Origin of the sequence: Streptomyces sp. NPDC048636 (assembly GCF_040650655.1) — a bacterium.
Classification (GTDB): domain Bacteria; phylum Actinomycetota; class Actinomycetes; order Streptomycetales; family Streptomycetaceae; genus Streptomyces.
The window spans coordinates 329363-347327 of record NZ_JBEZHR010000007.1; the positions used below are offsets into that span (position 1 = coordinate 329363).

At 70.8% G+C, this 17965-nt stretch carries 20 protein-coding genes; 8 read left to right on the top strand and 12 right to left on the bottom strand.

The features are described from left to right. The first annotated feature begins 341 nt into the window (after positions 1-341). Positions 342-1829 (top strand): replicative DNA helicase, encoded by a 1488-nt coding sequence (gene dnaB, locus AB0C66_RS21580; protein WP_362440752.1) that lies wholly within the window; start codon positions 342-344, stop codon positions 1827-1829. 47 nt (positions 1830-1876) lie between these two features. Here the strand turns inward: dnaB and AB0C66_RS21585 are convergent, their stop codons facing one another. The 4 genes from AB0C66_RS21585 to AB0C66_RS21600 all read right to left on the bottom strand — a co-directional run bounded on the left by AB0C66_RS21585 (position 1877) and on the right by AB0C66_RS21600 (position 5253). Next, on the bottom strand, positions 1877-3244 hold the full coding sequence (locus AB0C66_RS21585) for a phosphatase PAP2 family protein (RefSeq protein ID WP_362440755.1): 1368 nt from the start codon (positions 3242-3244) through the stop codon (positions 1877-1879). Between the two features lie 343 nt (positions 3245-3587). Continuing rightward, complete coding sequence (gene def / locus AB0C66_RS21590; RefSeq protein WP_362440758.1) at positions 3588-4250, bottom strand: peptide deformylase; 663 nt, start codon at positions 4248-4250, stop codon at positions 3588-3590. Between the two features lie 159 nt (positions 4251-4409). Continuing rightward, entirely contained in the window at positions 4410-4769 is a 360-nt protein-coding gene (gene trxA, locus AB0C66_RS21595; protein WP_362440761.1) for a thioredoxin, read from the bottom strand. Position 4770: 1 nt separating this feature from the next. Continuing rightward, a complete protein-coding gene (locus tag AB0C66_RS21600; protein ID WP_362440764.1) occupies positions 4771-5253 on the bottom strand; it encodes a MerR family transcriptional regulator in 483 nt (160 codons plus the stop codon). A gap of 79 nt (positions 5254-5332) precedes the next feature. On the opposite strand from AB0C66_RS21600, the gene AB0C66_RS21605 reads away from it, so the two are divergent. After that, positions 5333-6730, top strand: coding sequence for a serine hydrolase domain-containing protein (locus AB0C66_RS21605; protein WP_362440766.1), 1398 nt, complete (start codon positions 5333-5335; stop codon positions 6728-6730). 129 nt (positions 6731-6859) lie between these two features. Here AB0C66_RS21605 and AB0C66_RS21610 read toward each other — a convergent pair whose 3' ends face one another. The 3 genes from AB0C66_RS21610 to AB0C66_RS21620 all read right to left on the bottom strand — a co-directional run bounded on the left by AB0C66_RS21610 (position 6860) and on the right by AB0C66_RS21620 (position 8558). Beyond that, on the bottom strand, positions 6860-7315 hold the full coding sequence (locus AB0C66_RS21610; protein ID WP_362440769.1) for a GNAT family N-acetyltransferase: 456 nt from the start codon (positions 7313-7315) through the stop codon (positions 6860-6862). Between the two features lie 53 nt (positions 7316-7368). Then, positions 7369-7869 (bottom strand): MarR family transcriptional regulator, encoded by a 501-nt coding sequence (locus tag AB0C66_RS21615; RefSeq protein ID WP_362440772.1) that lies wholly within the window; start codon positions 7867-7869, stop codon positions 7369-7371. 185 nt (positions 7870-8054) lie between these two features. Then, the gene (locus tag AB0C66_RS21620; RefSeq protein WP_362440775.1) at positions 8055-8558 is read right to left on the bottom strand and encodes a DUF2269 domain-containing protein; all 504 of its coding nucleotides are present in this window, start codon (positions 8556-8558) and stop codon (positions 8055-8057) included. Between the two features lie 106 nt (positions 8559-8664). Between AB0C66_RS21620 and AB0C66_RS21625 the strand changes: the two genes are divergently transcribed. From AB0C66_RS21625 to AB0C66_RS21635, 3 genes are all read left to right on the top strand, one after another. Next, positions 8665-9297: an HAD-IB family phosphatase gene (locus tag AB0C66_RS21625; protein ID WP_362440778.1), complete on the top strand. Its 633-nt coding sequence runs from the start codon at positions 8665-8667 to the stop codon at positions 9295-9297. 355 nt (positions 9298-9652) lie between these two features. Next, a complete protein-coding gene (locus tag AB0C66_RS21630) occupies positions 9653-11377 on the top strand; it encodes a globin domain-containing protein (RefSeq protein ID WP_362440781.1) in 1725 nt (574 codons plus the stop codon). 115 nt (positions 11378-11492) lie between these two features. Further along, complete coding sequence (locus AB0C66_RS21635; RefSeq protein WP_362440784.1) at positions 11493-12398, top strand: pyridoxamine 5'-phosphate oxidase family protein; 906 nt, start codon at positions 11493-11495, stop codon at positions 12396-12398. Positions 12399-12480: 82 nt separating this feature from the next. Here the strand turns inward: AB0C66_RS21635 and AB0C66_RS21640 are convergent, their stop codons facing one another. From AB0C66_RS21640 to AB0C66_RS21660, 5 genes are all read right to left on the bottom strand, one after another. Then, positions 12481-12975, bottom strand: coding sequence for an NUDIX hydrolase (locus AB0C66_RS21640; protein WP_362440787.1), 495 nt, complete (start codon positions 12973-12975; stop codon positions 12481-12483). A 42-nt stretch (positions 12976-13017) separates the two neighbouring features. Continuing rightward, positions 13018-13914 (bottom strand): LysR family transcriptional regulator, encoded by an 897-nt coding sequence (locus AB0C66_RS21645; RefSeq protein ID WP_362440790.1) that lies wholly within the window; start codon positions 13912-13914, stop codon positions 13018-13020. Between the two features lie 196 nt (positions 13915-14110). Next, the gene (locus AB0C66_RS21650; protein WP_362440793.1) at positions 14111-15250 is read right to left on the bottom strand and encodes a cystathionine gamma-lyase; all 1140 of its coding nucleotides are present in this window, start codon (positions 15248-15250) and stop codon (positions 14111-14113) included. Then, positions 15247-15831, bottom strand: coding sequence for a low molecular weight protein-tyrosine-phosphatase (locus AB0C66_RS21655; RefSeq protein WP_362440796.1), 585 nt, complete (start codon positions 15829-15831; stop codon positions 15247-15249). The genes AB0C66_RS21650 and AB0C66_RS21655 overlap by 4 nt, the downstream gene beginning before the upstream one ends. Before the next feature lie 24 nt (positions 15832-15855). Next, the gene (locus tag AB0C66_RS21660; protein ID WP_362440798.1) at positions 15856-16233 is read right to left on the bottom strand and encodes a phage holin family protein; all 378 of its coding nucleotides are present in this window, start codon (positions 16231-16233) and stop codon (positions 15856-15858) included. Between the two features lie 66 nt (positions 16234-16299). Between AB0C66_RS21660 and AB0C66_RS21665 the strand changes: the two genes are divergently transcribed. From AB0C66_RS21665 to AB0C66_RS21675, 3 genes are all read left to right on the top strand, one after another. Continuing rightward, positions 16300-16617 carry a cupin domain-containing protein gene (locus tag AB0C66_RS21665; RefSeq protein WP_362440801.1) on the top strand — a complete coding sequence of 106 codons (318 nt, stop codon included), beginning with the start codon at positions 16300-16302 and terminating at the stop codon, positions 16615-16617. 139 nt (positions 16618-16756) lie between these two features. Further along, complete coding sequence (locus tag AB0C66_RS21670; protein ID WP_362440804.1) at positions 16757-16996, top strand: DUF5326 family protein; 240 nt, start codon at positions 16757-16759, stop codon at positions 16994-16996. A 480-nt stretch (positions 16997-17476) separates the two neighbouring features. Further along, entirely contained in the window at positions 17477-17914 is a 438-nt protein-coding gene (locus AB0C66_RS21675; RefSeq protein ID WP_362440807.1) for an SsgA family sporulation/cell division regulator, read from the top strand. The last annotated feature ends 51 nt before the right edge of the window (positions 17915-17965 follow it).

Sequence of the window (17965 nt, forward strand, 5' to 3'; positions counted from 1 at the left end):
TTTTTCTTCTGCACAGCCCCTGGATAGAGAAACCGCAGGTCAGGCGGGTGTCCTCAGGGTGATTGTGTGTTTGTCCACAGCACTGTCCCCCGGCCCGTGCACAGGTTCACGGGGGTTCTCCACAGGATGACTCACATCATCCACATGGCCTGTGGATAACCAAGTTGGCTGGCGGTCCCCACGGGCCTACCGTGGTCCGGCGCCCGCCACCGTTTCCGTCCTCGAATCCACCGGACCTCGACGCGTCGTGACCGGAAGCCGGTCGCTCAGTTATGTCGTAGCCGTGCTCTATGAAAGAGCCATGGCGAGGTTCCTTACCGCGGACGGGTGGAGGTGGCGGGGTGAGCGTGCCTGAGCCCATGGACGACCCATGGGCGGACTCCGGTCCGGCCGAGCGGCTCCCCTCCCCCCGGTTCCGCCGCGGTGAGGGCGGCGGCCGGGGCCGTGACGATCAGCATGAGCGCGGGCGCGACGGAGACGGGGGAGGCGCCTGGGAGGGCTCCGGCTTCGAGCGCGTCCCACCGCAGGACCTCGACGCCGAACAGTCCGTGCTCGGCGGCATGCTGCTCTCCAAGGACGCCATCGCCGACGTGGTGGAGGTCCTCAAGGGCCATGACTTCTACCGCCCCGCCCACGAGACCGTCTACCAGGCCATCCTGGACCTGTACGCGAAGGGCGAACCGGCCGACCCGATCACGGTCGCGGCGGAGCTGACCAAGCGCGGTGAGATCGCCCGGGTGGGCGGCGCCTCGTACCTCCACACCCTCGTCCAGTCGGTCCCCACCGCCGCCAACGCCGAGTACTACGCGGAGATCGTCCACGAGCGCGCGGTGCTGCGCCGGCTGGTCGAGGCCGGTACCCGCATCACCCAGATGGGATACGCGGCGGACGGCGATGTCGACGAGATCGTCAACAACGCCCAGGCGGAGATCTACGCCGTCACCGAGCAGCGCACCAGCGAGGACTATCTGCCGCTCGGCGACATCATGGAGGGCGCGCTCGACGAGATCGAGGCGATCGGTTCGCGCAGCGGGCAGATGTCCGGAGTGCCCACCGGGTTCACCGACCTCGACTCGCTCACCAACGGGCTGCACCCGGGCCAGATGATCGTCATCGCCGCCCGTCCCGCGATGGGTAAGTCCACCCTGGCGCTGGACTTCGCGCGCGCCTGCTCCATCAAGAACAACATGCCCAGCGTCATCTTCTCGCTGGAGATGGGGCGCAATGAGATCGCGATGCGTCTGCTGTCCGCCGAGGCCCGGGTGGCGCTGCACCATATGCGGTCCGGCAGCATGACCGACGAGGACTGGACGCGGCTGGCACGCCGGATGCCGGATGTCTCCCAGGCGCCGCTCTTCATCGACGACTCGCCGAACCTGTCGATGATGGAGATCCGCGCCAAATGCCGTCGGCTCAAGCAGCGCAATGACCTCCAACTGGTGGTCATCGACTACCTCCAGCTGATGCAGTCCGGCGGCGCCCGGCGCCCCGAGAGCCGCCAGCAAGAGGTCTCGGACATGTCGCGAAACCTGAAGCTGCTGGCCAAGGAGCTGGAAGTGCCGGTCATCGCGCTCTCCCAGCTGAACCGTGGTCCCGAGCAGCGCACCGACAAGAAGCCGATGGTCTCGGACCTTCGTGAGAGTGGGTCCATCGAGCAGGACGCCGACATGGTCATCCTGCTGCACCGCGAGGACGCCTATGAGAAGGAGTCCCCGCGCGCGGGCGAGGCGGACCTGATCGTGGCCAAGCACCGTAACGGTCCGACGGCCACCATCACCGTCGCCTTCCAGGGCCACTACTCCCGCTTCGTCGACATGGCCCAGACCTGACGGCCGCGACACGCCTCGGCGTCGGCCTGACGCGGCCGGATCAGGCTTCAGACCATCTCGGGCTGCGGTTCCGGGTGTAGCGCGGGGGCCACCTTCGGTTCCCACTGTCTGGTGGTCCGTATATAGCCGTGGATCACCGAGCCCATGGCCAGCAGGAGAAGGGGCCCGAACACCCACGGATGCCTGGCCATCTCCATCGGCAGATAGCGATAGGAGAGCAGGAGCGCGGCGAAGACCGTCGTACCGTAGGCGACCAGCTGGATTCCCGACCGGTCCCAGCCACGTGCGAGCGCGCGCAGCGCTGTCTCGATCGTGAGCGTGAACACCACACCGGCGACGAGATCCACCCCGTAGTGGTAGCCGAATCCCAGCGTCGCGCTGAGCGTGGCGATCAGCCAGAAGGTGCCTCCGATGCGCAGCGCGCGGGGGCCCTTACGGGAATGAATGAAGATCGCGGTAGCCCACGCCGTATGCAGGCTGGGCATGCAGTTCCGAGGGGTGATCCCGTCGTACAGCACCGGGTGCGGGATGTTGATCGGCGGTGGCGTATTCGGCCATACGTTGGCCACCGCCCATTCCACGCCGCCGGTGCCGGAGGCACCCGGGCCGTAGGCGAAGACCGGACCGACCACCGGGAAGAGCATGTAGATGCCCGGCCCGAGGAGGCCGATGACCAGAAAGGTGCGCACCAGATGATGGCTGGGGAAGCGGCGCTCGGTGGCCACGTTCCGCAGCTGGTACATCGAGACGGCGACCGCGGCCACCGCGAGCTGGGCGTAGACGGCCTCGAGAGTATGGGCGCCGATCGAGCCGGTGGCCTCGACGATCCGGCCTGCCAGCCACGACGGGTTGCCCAGCGCGTGATCGGCCGTCGCCACGTACGGGTCGAGCACCATCGGACGGGACTTCGACGTGATGAGCAGCCAGGTATCGCCGGTCTTACGGCCGGCCACCAGCATCAGACCCAGCGTGACGCCCTTCAGCAGCAGGGCGCGCTCCTGGCCGGTCCGGCGCGTGACAGCGATGACCGCACAGCCCAGCATCACCCACATCGCGCCGTTGCCGAAGGGGTGGCCCTCGGTCAGCTTGATGTCGAACACCCACCGCACCAGCAGGAAGACGACGTCGATGCCGACGGCGGCCCCGGCCGCGATGAACCGCTCCCGCCAGGTGAGCACCACCATCATCAGGGCCATGCCGCCGTACAGCAAGAATCCCGACTTGGGGGCGACGATCACCTCTTGCGCCTGTGTGGTGATCGGCCCCGGCAGGTTGTAGTGACGCGCGGTGATCTCCAGCGCGATGAGGAACCCGAGGGTCACCACCCCGGCCACGGTCCACAGTATTGCCCGTGGTCGACGCCACTCGGCGAAGTCAATTCTGCCGTTTATTCGCGAAAGCACCCGCGATGCCATAGATATCAATTGTTTGGCCGATTTGGTCGATGTTGGTCGAATAAGTTACTCATCGTGCTGGACAGCATGGTTTTCCGGTGAGGAGCGGGCGATGAGGCCGGTCGTCGTGAGTCCGAACATGCTATCTGAGCGGTGTTGGGTGGGTTTAGCTGATCACGGGTGGTGCGAAGGTCGTTCGATGCCGCGCTCGAAACAGGCTACCCAGTGGGCTCTACAGCGTGTTGCACAAGGCCCTGAACTGGCGGTCTTTCCGCTGTCGGAGCCAGAGCCCCAGCCTGAGTCCGAGCCGGAGCCCGAACTCACCTCATGGTGGTAGACGCTGTGGGCGACGCGTCAGTTGCTTTCACCGGCCCAGGCCGGCCGCCTTGGCCGCACGCCGCGCGAAGACGTCCTCGCGGCGGTCCGCCATCTGCCGCAGCGCGTCCTTGCGGTCCCGTGTGGCGAGCCGGTCGAGATACGTATGGCCGACGAGGTGATCGCTCTCGTGCTGGAGACACCGGGCGAAGTATCCCGTCCCCTCGATGACAAGAGGGCTGCCGTCCTTGTCGAACCCATGGGCGACGGCACGGTCGGTGCGCGGAACCGCCATCGTGGCACCGGGCACGGACAGACAGCCCTCGGATTCGTCCACGAGCCGGCGATCACCCGGGTCGGGCAGGTGCAGGACGGGGTTGATGAGGTGGCCGACGTGCCGGATCCCCTCGTCGTCCGGGCAGTCGTAGACGAAGAGCCGTAGATCGACTCCCACCTGGTTGGCCGCCAGGCCCGCACCGTCGGCCACGTGCATCGTCAGGAACATGTCGTCGATCAAGGCCGACAGCTCCGGAGTGCCGAACTCGGTCACCTCACGGCACGGTCGGCTCAGGATCTCCTCGCCCACCACCGTGATCCGGCGCACCGAACCCCGTTCCGCCTCCGGTGGCAGAGCGGGATAGGTGTCCACGGGTTGGCCCCCCAGACGGACTCGCCGGTCCATGGGACGGGACCCGTCGTGCCGAACGGACATTGCTGTCTCCCCTTTTCCGCCACGTGCGCCACGTACGCCGTGGACGACACCGTGGCCCCGACGCCTCCGAACAGGAGCCGCTTGCCAAGGTCTTCGCAAAGTAGCCGACTTTGCAAAGTGACTGAAGACAGCCTCAACCCCCGGACACCACCCCGCCCGCTACAGCACGTCCGCGATCTCCGCCATCAGACGGCGCTTGGGCCGGGCGCCGATCATCGAACGCACCGGTTCACCCGCCCGGAACACCATCAGCGTGGGCATCGACAGCACCCCGTACGCCGCCGTGGTGCGCGGGTTCTCGTCCACGTCCAGCTCCACCACCTTCAGCCGGTGTGCCTCCTCCCGGGCGATCTCCGCCAGCACCGGCGCGATCATCCGGCACGGCGGGCACCACGAGGCGGTGAACTCCACCAGCACCGGTACCCCGGCCGCCAGTACCTCCGCCGCGAACGTCTCGTCCGTGACCGTGGCCACTCCCCCGGTCCGCGGCAGTCCCGCGGTCGGCGTCTGTGCCGTCATCTCAGTCTCCTTCTCCTCGGGGTTCTCCGCCGGGTTCTTCTCCGGGGGTGTTGAGGGCTGCGGCCGGTGTCAGCGCGCAGCGCGGCTCCGGCGCTCCCCCCGGCGCCGTCGCGTCCGCCTCCAGCGCCGCCCGCGCCCGCTCCGCCTCGGCCAACTGCTCCTCCACCCGCTGGCGCACCCGGGTCAGCCGCGCGACGCAGTCGTCCAGTTCGGCCAGTTTGCGCCGGTACACCTCGAGCGAGGCGGGGCAGGAGTCACCGGCCGGATGGCCGGAGCGCAGGCACTCCAGGAACGGCCGGGTCTCCTCCAGGCCGATACCGAAGTCGCGCAGCATGCGGATCTCCTGGAGCAGCCGCAGGTCGTCCTCGTCGTACGCCCGGTAGCCATTGCCCGTGCGCCGCGCGGGCAGCAGTCCGAGCGACTCGTAGTAGCGCAGGGTGCGGGTGGTGGTACCCGCCCGTTCGGCCAGCTCTCCGATCCGCATATGGGGACGGTAGACCTTGACCCCGGCGTCAAGGCCAGAGTGATTCCCACCCGGTGACCCTCGGCCATAGGGTGCGGGCATGACCGCGACCGCACCGGATGACGCCGCCGCATGGGCGGACCTGCTGCCCGCCACCCGCCGTGCCCTGCTGCGCCGTGTCGCGATCGGCCAGCGCGAGGGCCGGGCGCCGTCGCTCGTGGGCGCCGTGATGCGGGAGGGACGGCTGGTGTGGACGGGGGCGCGCAGCGGGGTGGACGGCCTCGCTCCGGACGCCGACACCCAGTACCGCATCGGCTCGCTCACCAAGGTCTTCGTGGCCGTGCTGGTGCTGCGGCTGCGTGACGAGGGGCTGCTCGACCTGGCTGATCCGCTGGTCAAGCACCTGGAGGTGCCGGAGGCCGAGGGCGCGACCGTCGCCCAACTGCTCGCCCACACCTCGGGCCTGGCCGCCGAGCCACGCGGCCCCTGGTGGGAGCGGACGCCCGGCGCCCTGCGGCCCGAGACGGCGGATCTCTTCGGCGACCGTCCGATGGTTCACCCCGCCGGTCGCCGCCACCACTACTCCAACCCCGGTTTCGCGTTGCTCGGCGCGCTCGTCGAGCGGCTGCGCGGTGCCCCGTGGGACGAGGTGCTGCGGGACGAGGTGCTGGAGCCGCTGGGGATGGCGCGTACGTCCACGCGGCCGCGTTCCCCGTACGCCGGGGGATGGGCCGTGCACCCCTGGGCGGATGTGCTGCTGCCCGAACCGGCCGAGGACACCGGGCGGATGGGCCCCGCGGGGCAGCTGTGGTCCACCGCCGCCGACCTGGCCCGGTTCGCCGCCTTCCTCCTCGACGGGGACGACCGGGTGCTCGGCGCCGGGACGCTGGCCGAGATGCGGACGCCCGCCGCCGCCCCCGACGGCCAGGACTGGGACGGCGGTTACGGCCTCGGGACGCAACTCGCGCGGCGCGACGGCCGGTTCCTCTACGGCCACACCGGCTCCATGCCGGGGTTCCTTGCCGCGCTGTGGGTGAGCGAGGAGGACCGGCTCGCGGGGATCGCGCTGGCCAACGTCACCGCCGGGCCCGCCGTCGGCGCCGTCGGCGCCGACCTGGTGCGGATCGTGGCCGAGCACGAGCCGCTGATCCCCGCCCGCTGGCGGCCGCTGCCGGAGGCCGATCCGGCGCTGCTGGCGCTCACCGGGCCCTGGTACTGGGGCGCCACTCCGTATCTGCTGCGGCTGCGCGCGGACCGGGCGGTGGAGCTGTCCCCGGTCGGCGGGAAGGGCCGCGGATCCCGCTTCCGTGCCGAGCCGGACGGCACCTGGACCGGACTCGACGGCTACTACGCGGGGGAGACCCTGCGTGTGGTGGCGGGCGAGGACGGCGCCCCCGCCCATCTCGACCTCGGGACTTTCGTGTTCACGCGGGAGCCGTACGCGCCGGACGGCGCGGTGCCCGGCGGTGTCGACCCGGGCGGCTGGCGCACCCTCTGACCACCTCCGGCGGGGCCGCCCCCGACCAGCGCCCCGGCGCCCAACCGGGCCGAGACCGGTTGCGTCGACCGGACGACCTGCCCTGAGACAGCCGTCGTCAAGACAGTTGTCCGCCCCGACAGTCGTCCGCTATGACAGCGGGAGCTTGAAGCCGATGTGGCTGGCCTCGAAGCCCAGCCGCTCGTAGAAGCGGTGGGCGTCGATGCGGGTGGTGTCCGAGGTGAGCTGCACCAGGACACAGCCCTCGCGGCGGGACTCCGCCACGGCCCATTCGATCAGCCGGGTGCCGAGCCCGCTGCCGCGTTCGTCGCCGTGGATCCGGACCGCCTCGATGATCGAGCGGGTGGCGCCGCGCCGCGACAGTCCGGGGATCACGGTCAGCTGGAGGGTGCCGACGGTCCGGCCGTCCCGAACGGCGACGACCAGCCGCTGGTTCGGGTCCTCGTCCAGCCGCTCGAAGGCGGCGCGGTAGGGCGAGGGGTCGTCGGGGGACTCGCGCTGGGCGCCGAGCGGATCGTCGGCCAGCATCGCCACGATGTCGGGTATGTCCTCGGCGGTCGCGCGCCGGATCTCGAAGTCGCTCACGACCGTGAGCCTACGGCCAGCCCGTGCGGCGCCGTCCGGCGCCGGGCCCGCCGCTACGCCGGGGCGGGGGTCCAGAGCCCTTCGACGGCGGCGACCAGCGGTGCGAGCTCGGGGCGCCGGGCGGCCTCCTCGAGCGCCTCGCGCAGCGCGGTGTCGTTCGTCGGCCGCGCCTCCTCCAGCAGCTTCAGCCCCTCGGGGCTGACGTTGGTGTAGATCCCGCGGCGGTCGGTCGGGCAGATGTAGCGGGCGAGCAGACCGCGGTCCTCGAGCCGGGTCACCAGCCGGGTGGTGGCGCTCTGGCTGAGTACGACGGAGTCGGCGACCTGCTTCATCTGGAGATGGCCGCCCTCGCCGTCGTGCTGGCCGCTGAGCACGTTGAGCACCGAGAACTCGCGGACGCTCAGCCCGTGCCCGGCCTGGAGGGCGCGCTCGATATGCGTCTCGATGCGGCTGTGCAGGGAGGACAGGGCGCACCAGCCCTGGGCGAGGGTCTGCCCGGTGGCCGGGGTGGCGGTGCACGCCGGGGCGGTGGTGCCATGCGGCTCGTCCGGCATGGAACCTCTCCTTCGCTGGCTCGATGGCCCGGGTGGGCCGGTGGCTCGGCGGTGAGCCGCGTTCCAGGATAGTCCAACGCCGAAATTGACCGCGTTTGCAAATATTTCCGGACTACCGGACCCCGCCGCCCCTCCGCCAAGCCTCCGACGGCCCCGCGCCAGCCCCCGACGGCCTAGCCCCGCGCTCAGCGGCGGGCCATGCGGAGGCGGCGGCCTCGGGCGGTGAGTCCCCAAGGCTTGATCACCGAGATCGCGGTGAGGAAGACATAGACGCTCAGGCTGACGGTCGGGGCCGCCACCAGACTTCCGGCGGCTTCGACCTCCCGGCCGGCGGCGGCGTCGGCCACGGCGTCGTTGATGCTCGGGCGCAGCGCGAAGGCCGTGGCGCCGGTGGTCACCAGCGTCAGCCAGAACTTCACGTAGACCCAGCGGTGGCGGGCCAGCCCCCAGGGCGTGCCCAGGGACAGGACGACCCCGCTGACCAGGGCCAGCAGACTGACGGGGATGAGGAGCCAGTCGCCGATGACGTTCATCGACCGGTACGCGGCCCCGGCGGCCTCGGTCGAACCGGCGGTGGCGCCGGTGATGCCGAGGGCCAGCAGCCCCAAGGAGAGTCCCAGCCAGGCGGCTGAGACGACGACGTGGACGACGAGGAGGGCCCGGCGGACGGGACGCTTGAGTTGCCGCATGTCCCTCACGGTCGCGCGGCGCGGCGGTTCCGGCGTCTGACGGCGGGAGTATCCCCGGGTACTCCCGGAGGCGGCTCGGCCGCATATGCCTCTACGCTCGGCTGGCATGACCAGACTGCATCTGTTCGATCTGGACGGGACCCTGATCCACGGTTCGGCCGCGGCCATCGAGATCTCCCGCCAGCTCGGCCTGGAGCGGGAGATCGGCGAGCTGGAACGGGCCTTCGCGGAGGGACGGCTGAGCACCGCGCGGTTCGCGGAGCGGGCCTGCGCGCTGTGGGCGGAGCTGACGGAGGCGCAGGTGACGGCGGCCTTCGAGGGGGCGCCGTGGCTGTCCGGCATACGTGAGGTATGGGCGGATATCCGGGGGCGCGGCGAGCGTTGCGCGGTGATCTCGCTGTCACCGGGCTTCTTCGTGGAACGGCTGCTGGAGTGGGGCGCGGACGCCACACACGGTTCGGCCTGGCCGTCGGTGCCGTTCCGGGAGCCGCTGGATCCCGCGGGCATCCTCACCCCGGCCGCGAAGGTGCGTATCGCGGATGAACTCTGCGCGAAGTTCGGGCTTGCCAGGGCCGACTGTGTGGCCTACGGCGATTCGATGTCGGACGCCGCGCTGTTCGCCGTAGTTCCGCACTCGGTCGCGGTGAACGGCGACCACCATGTGAGCGATATCGCATCGTGTGCGTATACCGGACGTGATCTTTGGGGTGCCTACGAATTGACAGGGAACCAGCGGTAACTACGGGTATTACCAGAGTTGGCGGGTGTAATGGAGGGCCGCGCACGGGGCTTGTGGATTTAATGGCGCCCGGTAGGGTCGAGTCCGGTTCCGCCCAGGACGCTGCGGCGGGACCTGCCCGCAACCGGGCAACCCCGGCCAACCAGCCTAACGGGAACACAGTCCCCGTTTCCTGGACTTCGGGCATGTTGCCGTTGCCGAGAACACGCGTGGCAAGCTGCTTGGACAGAGAGTTATGGAGCGGGACGACAGGATCAATCTCACGTGAACCAGCGCGCCAGAGCGGTGAATTGCGGGCACTTTCCGGCTGCGGAAGTGCGAAGACCGACAGGAAGATGTTCGAGGCGAGGCAACCATGGACGCTCCGACCACCACGTCGTCGGCCGGTAACGACGGTTCCGGCGGAAACAGTGGCGAATGGGGCTGGTTCACCCCGAGCAGGAAACCGGCCGAGGACCAGTCCCCTGCCCCGGGCCGGGACGCTCCGGACCGGGAGACCGAGGAGCGGCCGCCACGGCGGCCGGTGAACCCGATACGCCCGGTCGGCACGGGAGCCGAACGTCGCACCCAGCCCCCGGCGCCACCCGCGGCGCCCACGCCGCATTCGCCCGCGCGGCACGAGGACTCCGCCCCGCAAGCCGAGGCAGCCCCGCCCGCCGCGCCCGCGGCCCCGGCCGCCGAGACCCCCTGGCGGCGCGAGGAGCACCAGCGCCCCGACGAGGCGCCCGCCCCCGAGAACGCCCGCCCGGCACCCGGAAACCGCGGCCCCGGCCCCGGCCCCTTCGCGCCCGGAACCCCGGCGTCCAACTTCCCGGCGTCCGGCTTCCCGAGGCCCGATTCCCCGGCGACCGACTCCGCCTCGCCCGACGACGCGCCGACCGGCGCCACGCCGCCCGACTCCGTGCCGCCCGAATCCCCGGACACCGGCGCCACCTTCACCGCGTCCGAGCACGCCTCTCCCGACGCGATCCTGCTGCGCCGCACCATGGCCGAGATCGAGCCGGTGAGCGACAAGGTCACCGCCTACTTCTACGCGCTGCTCTTCGTCCAGCACCCCGAGCTGCGGCCGCTGTTCCCGGCCGCCATGGACGCCCAGCGCGACCGGCTCTTCAAGGCGCTGCTGACCTCCGCCAAGCTGGTCGACGACCCCGAGGTGCTCACCACGTACCTCGGCGGGCTCGGCCGCGGGCACCGCAAGTACGGCACCCAGCCCGAGCACTACCCGGCGGTCGGCGAGTGCCTGATCGGCGCGCTCACCCACTACGCGGTCAACTCCTGGAGCGCGGAGACCGAGGCGGCCTGGGTCCGCGCCTACACCGCGATCTCCCAGATCATGATCGACGCGGCCGCCGAGGACGAGCGGCAGGCTCCGCCGTGGTGGCACGCCGAGGTGGTCGAGCATGAGCGGCGGACCTCCGACATCGCCGTGGTGACCGTCCGGCCGGACCAGCCGTACCCCTTCCTCGCCGGTCAGTACACCTCCCTCGAGACGCCGTGGTGGCCGCGGGTGTGGCGGCACTACTCCTTCGCCGCCGCGCCGCGCTCCGACGGGCTGCTCTCCTTCCACGTCAAGGCGGTTCCGGCCGGGTGGGTGTCGTCCGCGCTGGTGAACCGGGCCCGCCCCGGCGATGTGATCCGGCTCGGGCCGCCCACCGGTTCGATGACGGTGGACCACTCCAGCGACAACGGACTGCTCTGCCTCGGCGGCGGCACCGGGATCGCGCCGATCAAGGCGATGGTCGAGGACGTCGCCGAGCACGGCCGCCGTCGGACCGTCGAGGTCTTCTACGGCGCCCGCAACGATTACGACCTCTATGACATCGACACCATGCTGCGGCTGGCCCAGGCGCACCCCTGGCTCGCGGTCCGCCCGGTCGTCTCCGACGGACCGACCAACGGACTCAGCGGCAGACTCCCGGACGCCGTGCGGGAGTACGGCCCCTGGGGCGCGTTCGACGCGTATCTCTCCGGGCCGCCCGGGATGATCCGCAGCGGTGTCGACACCTTGCGGGGCATCGGCATCCCGTCCCACCGCATACGGCACGACTCGATCGAGGAACTGGTGGCCGCCGGGGGTTAGGGACGGGCCGGAGCCACGGTCCGGAGGCGGACGGCCACGAACCAACAGCCGGCATGCGGTCAGCAAGTGGTCAGCAAGGACGATCAACGGCGATCGGGAACGGGGACGAGAGACGGTGGACAGCGAGGAGCGCCCGGTCCGCACCGGACGTCCGGGCAGCGATGGCGAACACGCGCTACAGGCGCGTCTGGGCACCGCCGACCGGGCCGACCGCTTCTACGACGAGCAGGTGCTGGACCACCTCAATGTCCGGATGCGGGAGTTCATCGGCCGCCAGGAGATGTTCTTCCTGGCCACCGCCGACCGGCACGGGGAGTGCGACAGCACCTTCCGGGCCGGGCCGCCCGGGTTCCTGCGAGTGATCGACGAGCGCACCGTGGCCTACCCCGAGTACCGGGGGAACGGGGTACTCGCCAGCCTCGGCAATATCGAGGAGAACCCGCACCTCGGCATTCTCATGATCGACTTCCTGCGGGACCGGATCGGCCTCCATGTCAACGGCCGGGCCCGGGTGGTGGAGGACGCCGAGATGCGCGCGGCCCACTCCGGCCTTCCGGTCGACCCGGTGCCGGGGCGGCGGGCCGTGGTGTGGGTCGAGGTGACGGTGGAGGAGGCGTACATCCACTGCGCCAAGCACATCCCGCACCTTCAGAAGGTGCCCGCGCAGCGGCGCGGCGGCGGCCATGAGCGCAACCGCGACGAGGCCCGAAACGAGGACGACGACGAGGGCCGGGGCCGCGACGAGGGCCGGGACCGGGGCGTCGACGAACCCGAGCGGGCCTGGGGCACGGACGACGTCAAGCGCAAGGGCGGCGACTTCTTCGGCGCCGCGGCCGAGGCCCGCGAGGGACGCCGCGCTACGCCGGGCCGGACGTCGCGGGAGCGCGCGGCGGCGGGCGGAGCGGCGGAGCCGAAGCGCCCCGAGGCATGGCGCGAGGAGGCCGAGCGGGTGCTCGCGGAGGCGCGGCAGCGGGCCGCGCACGCGGGCGGCCAGCAGCCGTTCGGCGGCTGGTTCCGCTGAGGGCTGCTCGGAAGCGCTCGTTCCGCTGAGCCCCGCGCGCGGCGCCGTACGCGCCTCGGGCCCCGCGCGTACGCGTACGGGCTCAGCCGAGGTCGTCGGCCAGCAGCGCCAGCACCCCTTCGATATTGGCGTCGAGATAGGCGCGCAGCGACGGCGGCACCACCTCGACCGAGGCGATGCCCTCGCGGGTGAAGGGGACGCGCACCACCTCGTACTCCCCGCGGGGCTCGTCCACCTCCGGGCCGTGCCGCCGTGAGAGGTCCATCGAGGCCAGCCGGCAGACGAAGAAGTGCTGCACCTTCACGCCTTCCGGACCCTCCTCGCCCTCCCCGGGGTACGGGACGGTGTCGACGAAGGCGGGCACCACGTCGGTCACCTTCGCGCCCAGCTCCTCGTCCACCTCGCGGTGCAGGGCGTCGACGACGGTCGAGTCCTCGGGCTCCACACCGCCGCCGGGAGTGATCCAGTACGGCGCCCGGCCGGGCTTGGTCCGCTTGATCAGAACCAGCCGGGGATCGGGCTCGCCATCGAGCAGGATGGCACGGGCGGTGCGCTTGACCACGGGTCGTTCGGTCATGCAGGACATCTGCCGCAGCCGTCCGCCGATGAAACCAGCTACTCACCAGTCCACAGCGGAGCGCAGCAGCCACTCGTACGCCTTGGCGATATGCGGCAGCGCGAGCGCTCCGGTCCGCACCGCCAGGAAGTAGGTGCGCAGCGGCGGCACCGGCGGATTGAGCAGCGCCACGACCTCCCCGGCGTCCAGCGCGTCCATACACAGGTAGCGGGGCAGCACACCGACCCCGGCGCCGCGCGCGACACAGGTGAGCACGGCCCGCAGATCGGGGGCGATGATCGTGCCGGAGGTGACCGGCCGGGTGTCGAAGACGGCCGACCAGTAGCGATTGACCAGGGGCAGGCTCTCGTGCACCTCGACGACCGGCAGCGCCTCCAGCACAGCGGCGCCCTTGACCTGGATCACGGCGGGGCCGCCGAGCCGGGCGGCCCAGCGCGGGGAGGAGATCAGTACGTGCTCCTCGTCGCACAGCGGCGCGGCCTCCAGCAGCCGCCCGCGCGGCCGGCAGGTGGCGATGGCCAGATCGTGGTGGCCCGCGCTCAGCCCCTCGAACACCTCCTCGGCGCTGCCGAAGGCGCACCGCACGGCGAGCCCCTGGGCGACCAGCGCGGTGAGCGCGGGCAGGGCGCGCAGCGCGGTGAACTCCGGTGGTCCCGCGAGGTGCAGGGTGCGCAGGGGAGCGTTGTCGTCGAGACCCGCCTCGGCGACCTCCAGCAGCGCGTCGAGGTGCGGGGCGACCTTATGGGCGAGCTCCTCGCCGACGGTGGTGGGGACGACGCCGCGCGCGGTGCGCAGGAAGAGCGGACGGCCGAGCTGTCTCTCCAGGGTGCGGATCTGACCGGTGACGGCGGGCTGGGAGAGCCCGAGCAGTCCGGCGGCGCGGGTGAATGACCCGGCCCGGTGCACCATCACAAATGTGCGCAAGAGGGCCAGATCCATGCGTTCCCCTCGTCTCGACGCACCTCCGCCGCATGGCAACTATAAATATGCCGATAGGTCCATGTCCCTACTGTGATTGGACACTGACGCTGAGTCAACTAGCCTTAATCAAGCGGTTCTCCATGCGGAGCACCGGGGCGTCTCAAGCCACGAGGGGGGAGGCTTGAGACGCCCGCACCCATGTACCCAGCTGCTTTCAGCCATCCGCCGGGGTGTGGGCCCCGTCGAGCGCCCGCAGTACGTCGGCGATCAGATCGTCCGGGTCCTCCGCGCCGACCGAGAGGCGGATGAACCCCTCCGGGACCGCGTCACCGCCCCACCGTCCGCGCCGCTCCGCCGTGGAGCGCACCCCGCCGAAGCTGGTGGCGTCGTCCACCAGCCGCAGCCCGGTGAGGAACCGCTCCGCGTGCTCCTTGTCCGGGAGGGTGCAGGAGACCACGCAGCCGAAGCGCCCGCCGCGCATCTGCGCCGCCGCCACCGGATGCGCGGGATCGTCCGGCAGTCCGGGATGGCGCACCCCGGTGACCTCGGACCGGCCGCCGAGCGCCTCGGCCAGGGCGAGGGCGGTCGCGGACTGCCGGTCCACCCGCAGCTGGAGGGTGGCCAGTGAACGGTGCGCGAGCCAGGCCTCCATGGGACCCGGGATCGCGCCGACGGTCTTGCGCCAGGCGCGGACCGAGGCGGCAAGTTCCGGATCGCGGCAGGTGACATAGCCGAGCAGCACATCGCCGTGGCCGGTGAGCGCCTTGGTGCCGCTGGCGACGGAGAAGTCCGCACCGAGCTCCAGGGGGCGCTGACCGAGCGGGGTGGCGAGGGTGTTGTCGACGGCCACCAGCGCACCGTGCGCATGGGCGGCCTCGGCGAGACGGCGGATGTCACAGACGTCCAGGCCCGGATTGGCCGGGGTCTCCAGCCACAGCAGCTTCACGCTGTCGTCCAGGGCGGCCAGCTGGGCGTCGTTCGCGGTGGGCGCGGTGCGCACGGTGATGCCGTAGCCCTCCAGACGCTCGATGAGGGCGGGCAGCAGCTGGTAGCCGTCGGACGGCAGGACGGCCGTATCGCCCTGGCGCAGCCGGGACAGCAGGACCGCCGAGATCGCGCCCATACCGGAGGCGAAGGCGACCGTCGCGGCCTCGGAGCCCGGGGCCTCCAGCTCGGTGATCGCCCGCTCCAGCAGGGTCCAGGTGGGATTGGCGTCCCGGCCGTAGGTGTACGGGCCGGTGGCGTCACCGGGCAGGTGGTAGTGGGCGGCGAAGACCGGGCCGGGCAGCGTCGGTGCGTATGCCTCGGCCTCGGGCAGTCCGGCGCGCACGGCGCGGGTGCCGTCGCCGGTCATACGGCCTCCTTCCCGGCGGCGGGGTCGGCGCCCGGCCCGTCGCCGTTGCCGTCGTCCGTGTCCGTGTCCGGATCCCTGGCGGCGAGGGCCTCGCCGACCGCCTCCAGCAGTCCGCCGCTCGCCGCCTCGACCATCTCCAGGCACGTCTCGAAGCCGTCCGTCCCGCCGAAATAGGGGTCCGGCACATCGAGGCCGCCCAGAGCGTCCGGATCGGCGTCCGGGTCGTAGCCGCGCAGCAGCCGAACCTTGGCGGCGTCACGCGGGGTCGGGGCCAGCGCGCGCAGCTCGTGCAGATGGCCGCTGTCCAGGGCGATCACCAGGTCGAGCCGGTCGAACCACTCGGCGCGGAACTGCCGCGCGATGTGATTCTGCTCATAGCCGTGGGCCGTGAGCACCGCCACGGCGCGGTGATCCGCCCCGTCGCCCTCGTGCCAGGGGCCGGTCCCCGCGCTGTCCACCTCGACCCGGCCGTCGAGACCGGCCTCCCGGGCATGGGCGCGGAACACGGCTTCGGCCATCGGTGAGCGGCAGATGTTGCCGGTGCACACGAAGCAGACACGGTAGGGCGGCGGAACTCTCATGCTTCCCATCATCCCCGGCTGTGATCAGTCGTCGTCGGGCAGCACCATGTGGAGCGCCCAGGCGACTATGGAAATGATCAGGCCACCGAGCAAGGCCGTGCCGAACCCGTCGACATGGAAGGTGAGATCCAGCTTTCCGGCCGTCCAGGAGGTCAGCAGCAGCATCAGGGCGTTGATCACCAGGGTGATCAGCCCGAGGGTCAGGATGAACAGCGGGAACGCCAGCACCTTGACGATCGGCTTCACCACCACGTTCACCACGCCGAAGACCAGGGCGACCAGAATGAGGGTGAGCGTCTTGCGGCCGGTGTTCTCACCGGTGAGCGTGATGTCCTTGAGCAGCCAGATGGCGACGCCGAGGGCGCCGGCGTTCGCGAGCGTCTTGACGAGAAAATTCTTCATGGTTGAGATCGTCGCAGACAGGCCCCGCAACAGTCAGGGGCCCGGCAGGCAGGGGTGGAGAGACAGATGAAGGCGTTCCGGCTGGATGAGCTGGAGGCGGAGCGGGCCGCCAACGATGGCGCGTATTTGCAGTTCCTGCGCGAGCGGAACATGTCCGTGGGGTTGTACGCGCTGGACGCGGGCCAGAGCGATCCGCAGTCGCCGCACGCCCAGGACGAGGTCTACCTGGTGCAGAGCGGCCGGGCGTCGATCACGGTCGGGATGGAGACGACCCAGGTGGCACGCGGCAGCGTGGTCTACGTACCGGCCGGGGTGGCGCATAAGTTCCACCACATCACCGAGGATCTGCGGGTCATGGTCGTGTTCTCTCCACCTGAGAGCTGAGGCGCGTATTCCGGTCCCGTAGGGGTCCGGTCAGGGGAGGACAGGGGTCGTGGAAGCGCCGCGGGCTTCCGTCCCGCCCTAGCATCGATGGCAGGGGAAACCCGGCCGACGGCGACCGGACCGAAGACCGGCCGGGCTCATGAGGAAAGCAGGGATCAGCGTGGCCACGAAGGGCATATTCCAGGGCTTGCCGTGGTGGGTGACCTGGGTCGTGATACCGGTTCTCGTCCTGGCCATATTCGGCGGACTGATCATGGCCGTGGTCGGGTTCGTCGTCGAGCTGGTCTTCAAGGCGCTGCTGCTGGTGGCGCTGATCGCCGGGCTGATCTACCTGGTGCGGAAGTTCAGCTCCTCCTCGTCCTCCCGCGGCGACTGGTGAGCCGGGGCCGCTGAGCCTCCGGCCGGTGTGGCCCGGCCCCCGCGCGGATACGCCGCGCGAGGGACACCGCGGGGCGGACACCGGCCCCGTGGCACCCCTCCCGTTAGAGTGCGAGTCCTCGGCGTTCTCCTACGCGGCGTCTGCCTCGCAACACACCCCGGGGGTGCCTGTTGACGACAGCGAACATCGATACGGCCGGTGAGCCGGCCCCGAACTCCCGCGCTCCGGCCGGGTGCCGCCCGGATCAGCGTGACAAGCGCGATCGCCCGCCCGCGGCGCTCCGGCCGACCGCCTCCGCGGGCTCGCACACCGCCTCCGCCACGGCAACACTGGCGATTTCCGTTCCCTCACATGAGGCAAACCGACTCCGCCCCGCAATCGAGTCGCTACGCTCCAGAGTCGGCCAAGCCTTCAACTCCCTGCCGATCGGCTCACACCTGGCCACTCGCAAACAACTCGGGGCGGCGAACGATGCGTGACATGCGTGACACAGTCCAGGCGGAAGTGACGATGACCTTCCTGGTCTCGCAGGACCTCTCCTTCCGGATCCCGGTGGAGCTGTCCTATGACAGCGGCGATCCGTACGCGGTGGAGATCACCTTCCATCTGCCCGGTGACGCCCCGGTGAGCTGGGCGTTCGCCCGTGAACTGCTGCTGGACGGGCTGAGCAGACCCACCGGCGAGGGCGATGTGCGGATCGCGCCCGCCGCGCCCGAGGGCCTCTCCGATGTCTTCATCAGGCTCCAAGTGGGCAGCGAGCGGGCCCTGTTCCGGGCCGGAGCCGCCCCGCTGGTGGCCTTCCTGGACCGTACGGACCGGCTGGTCCCGTTCGGCGAGGAGCCCAAGGCCTGCGATCCGGTCGGTGACCTCGACGCGGAACTGGACCGCATCCTCGCCGAGGACCGGTACGCGGGTTAGGCCCTGTCCGGCAGGGGGCACGGGATGCGCCGCGCCCCCTGGCCGTGCGCC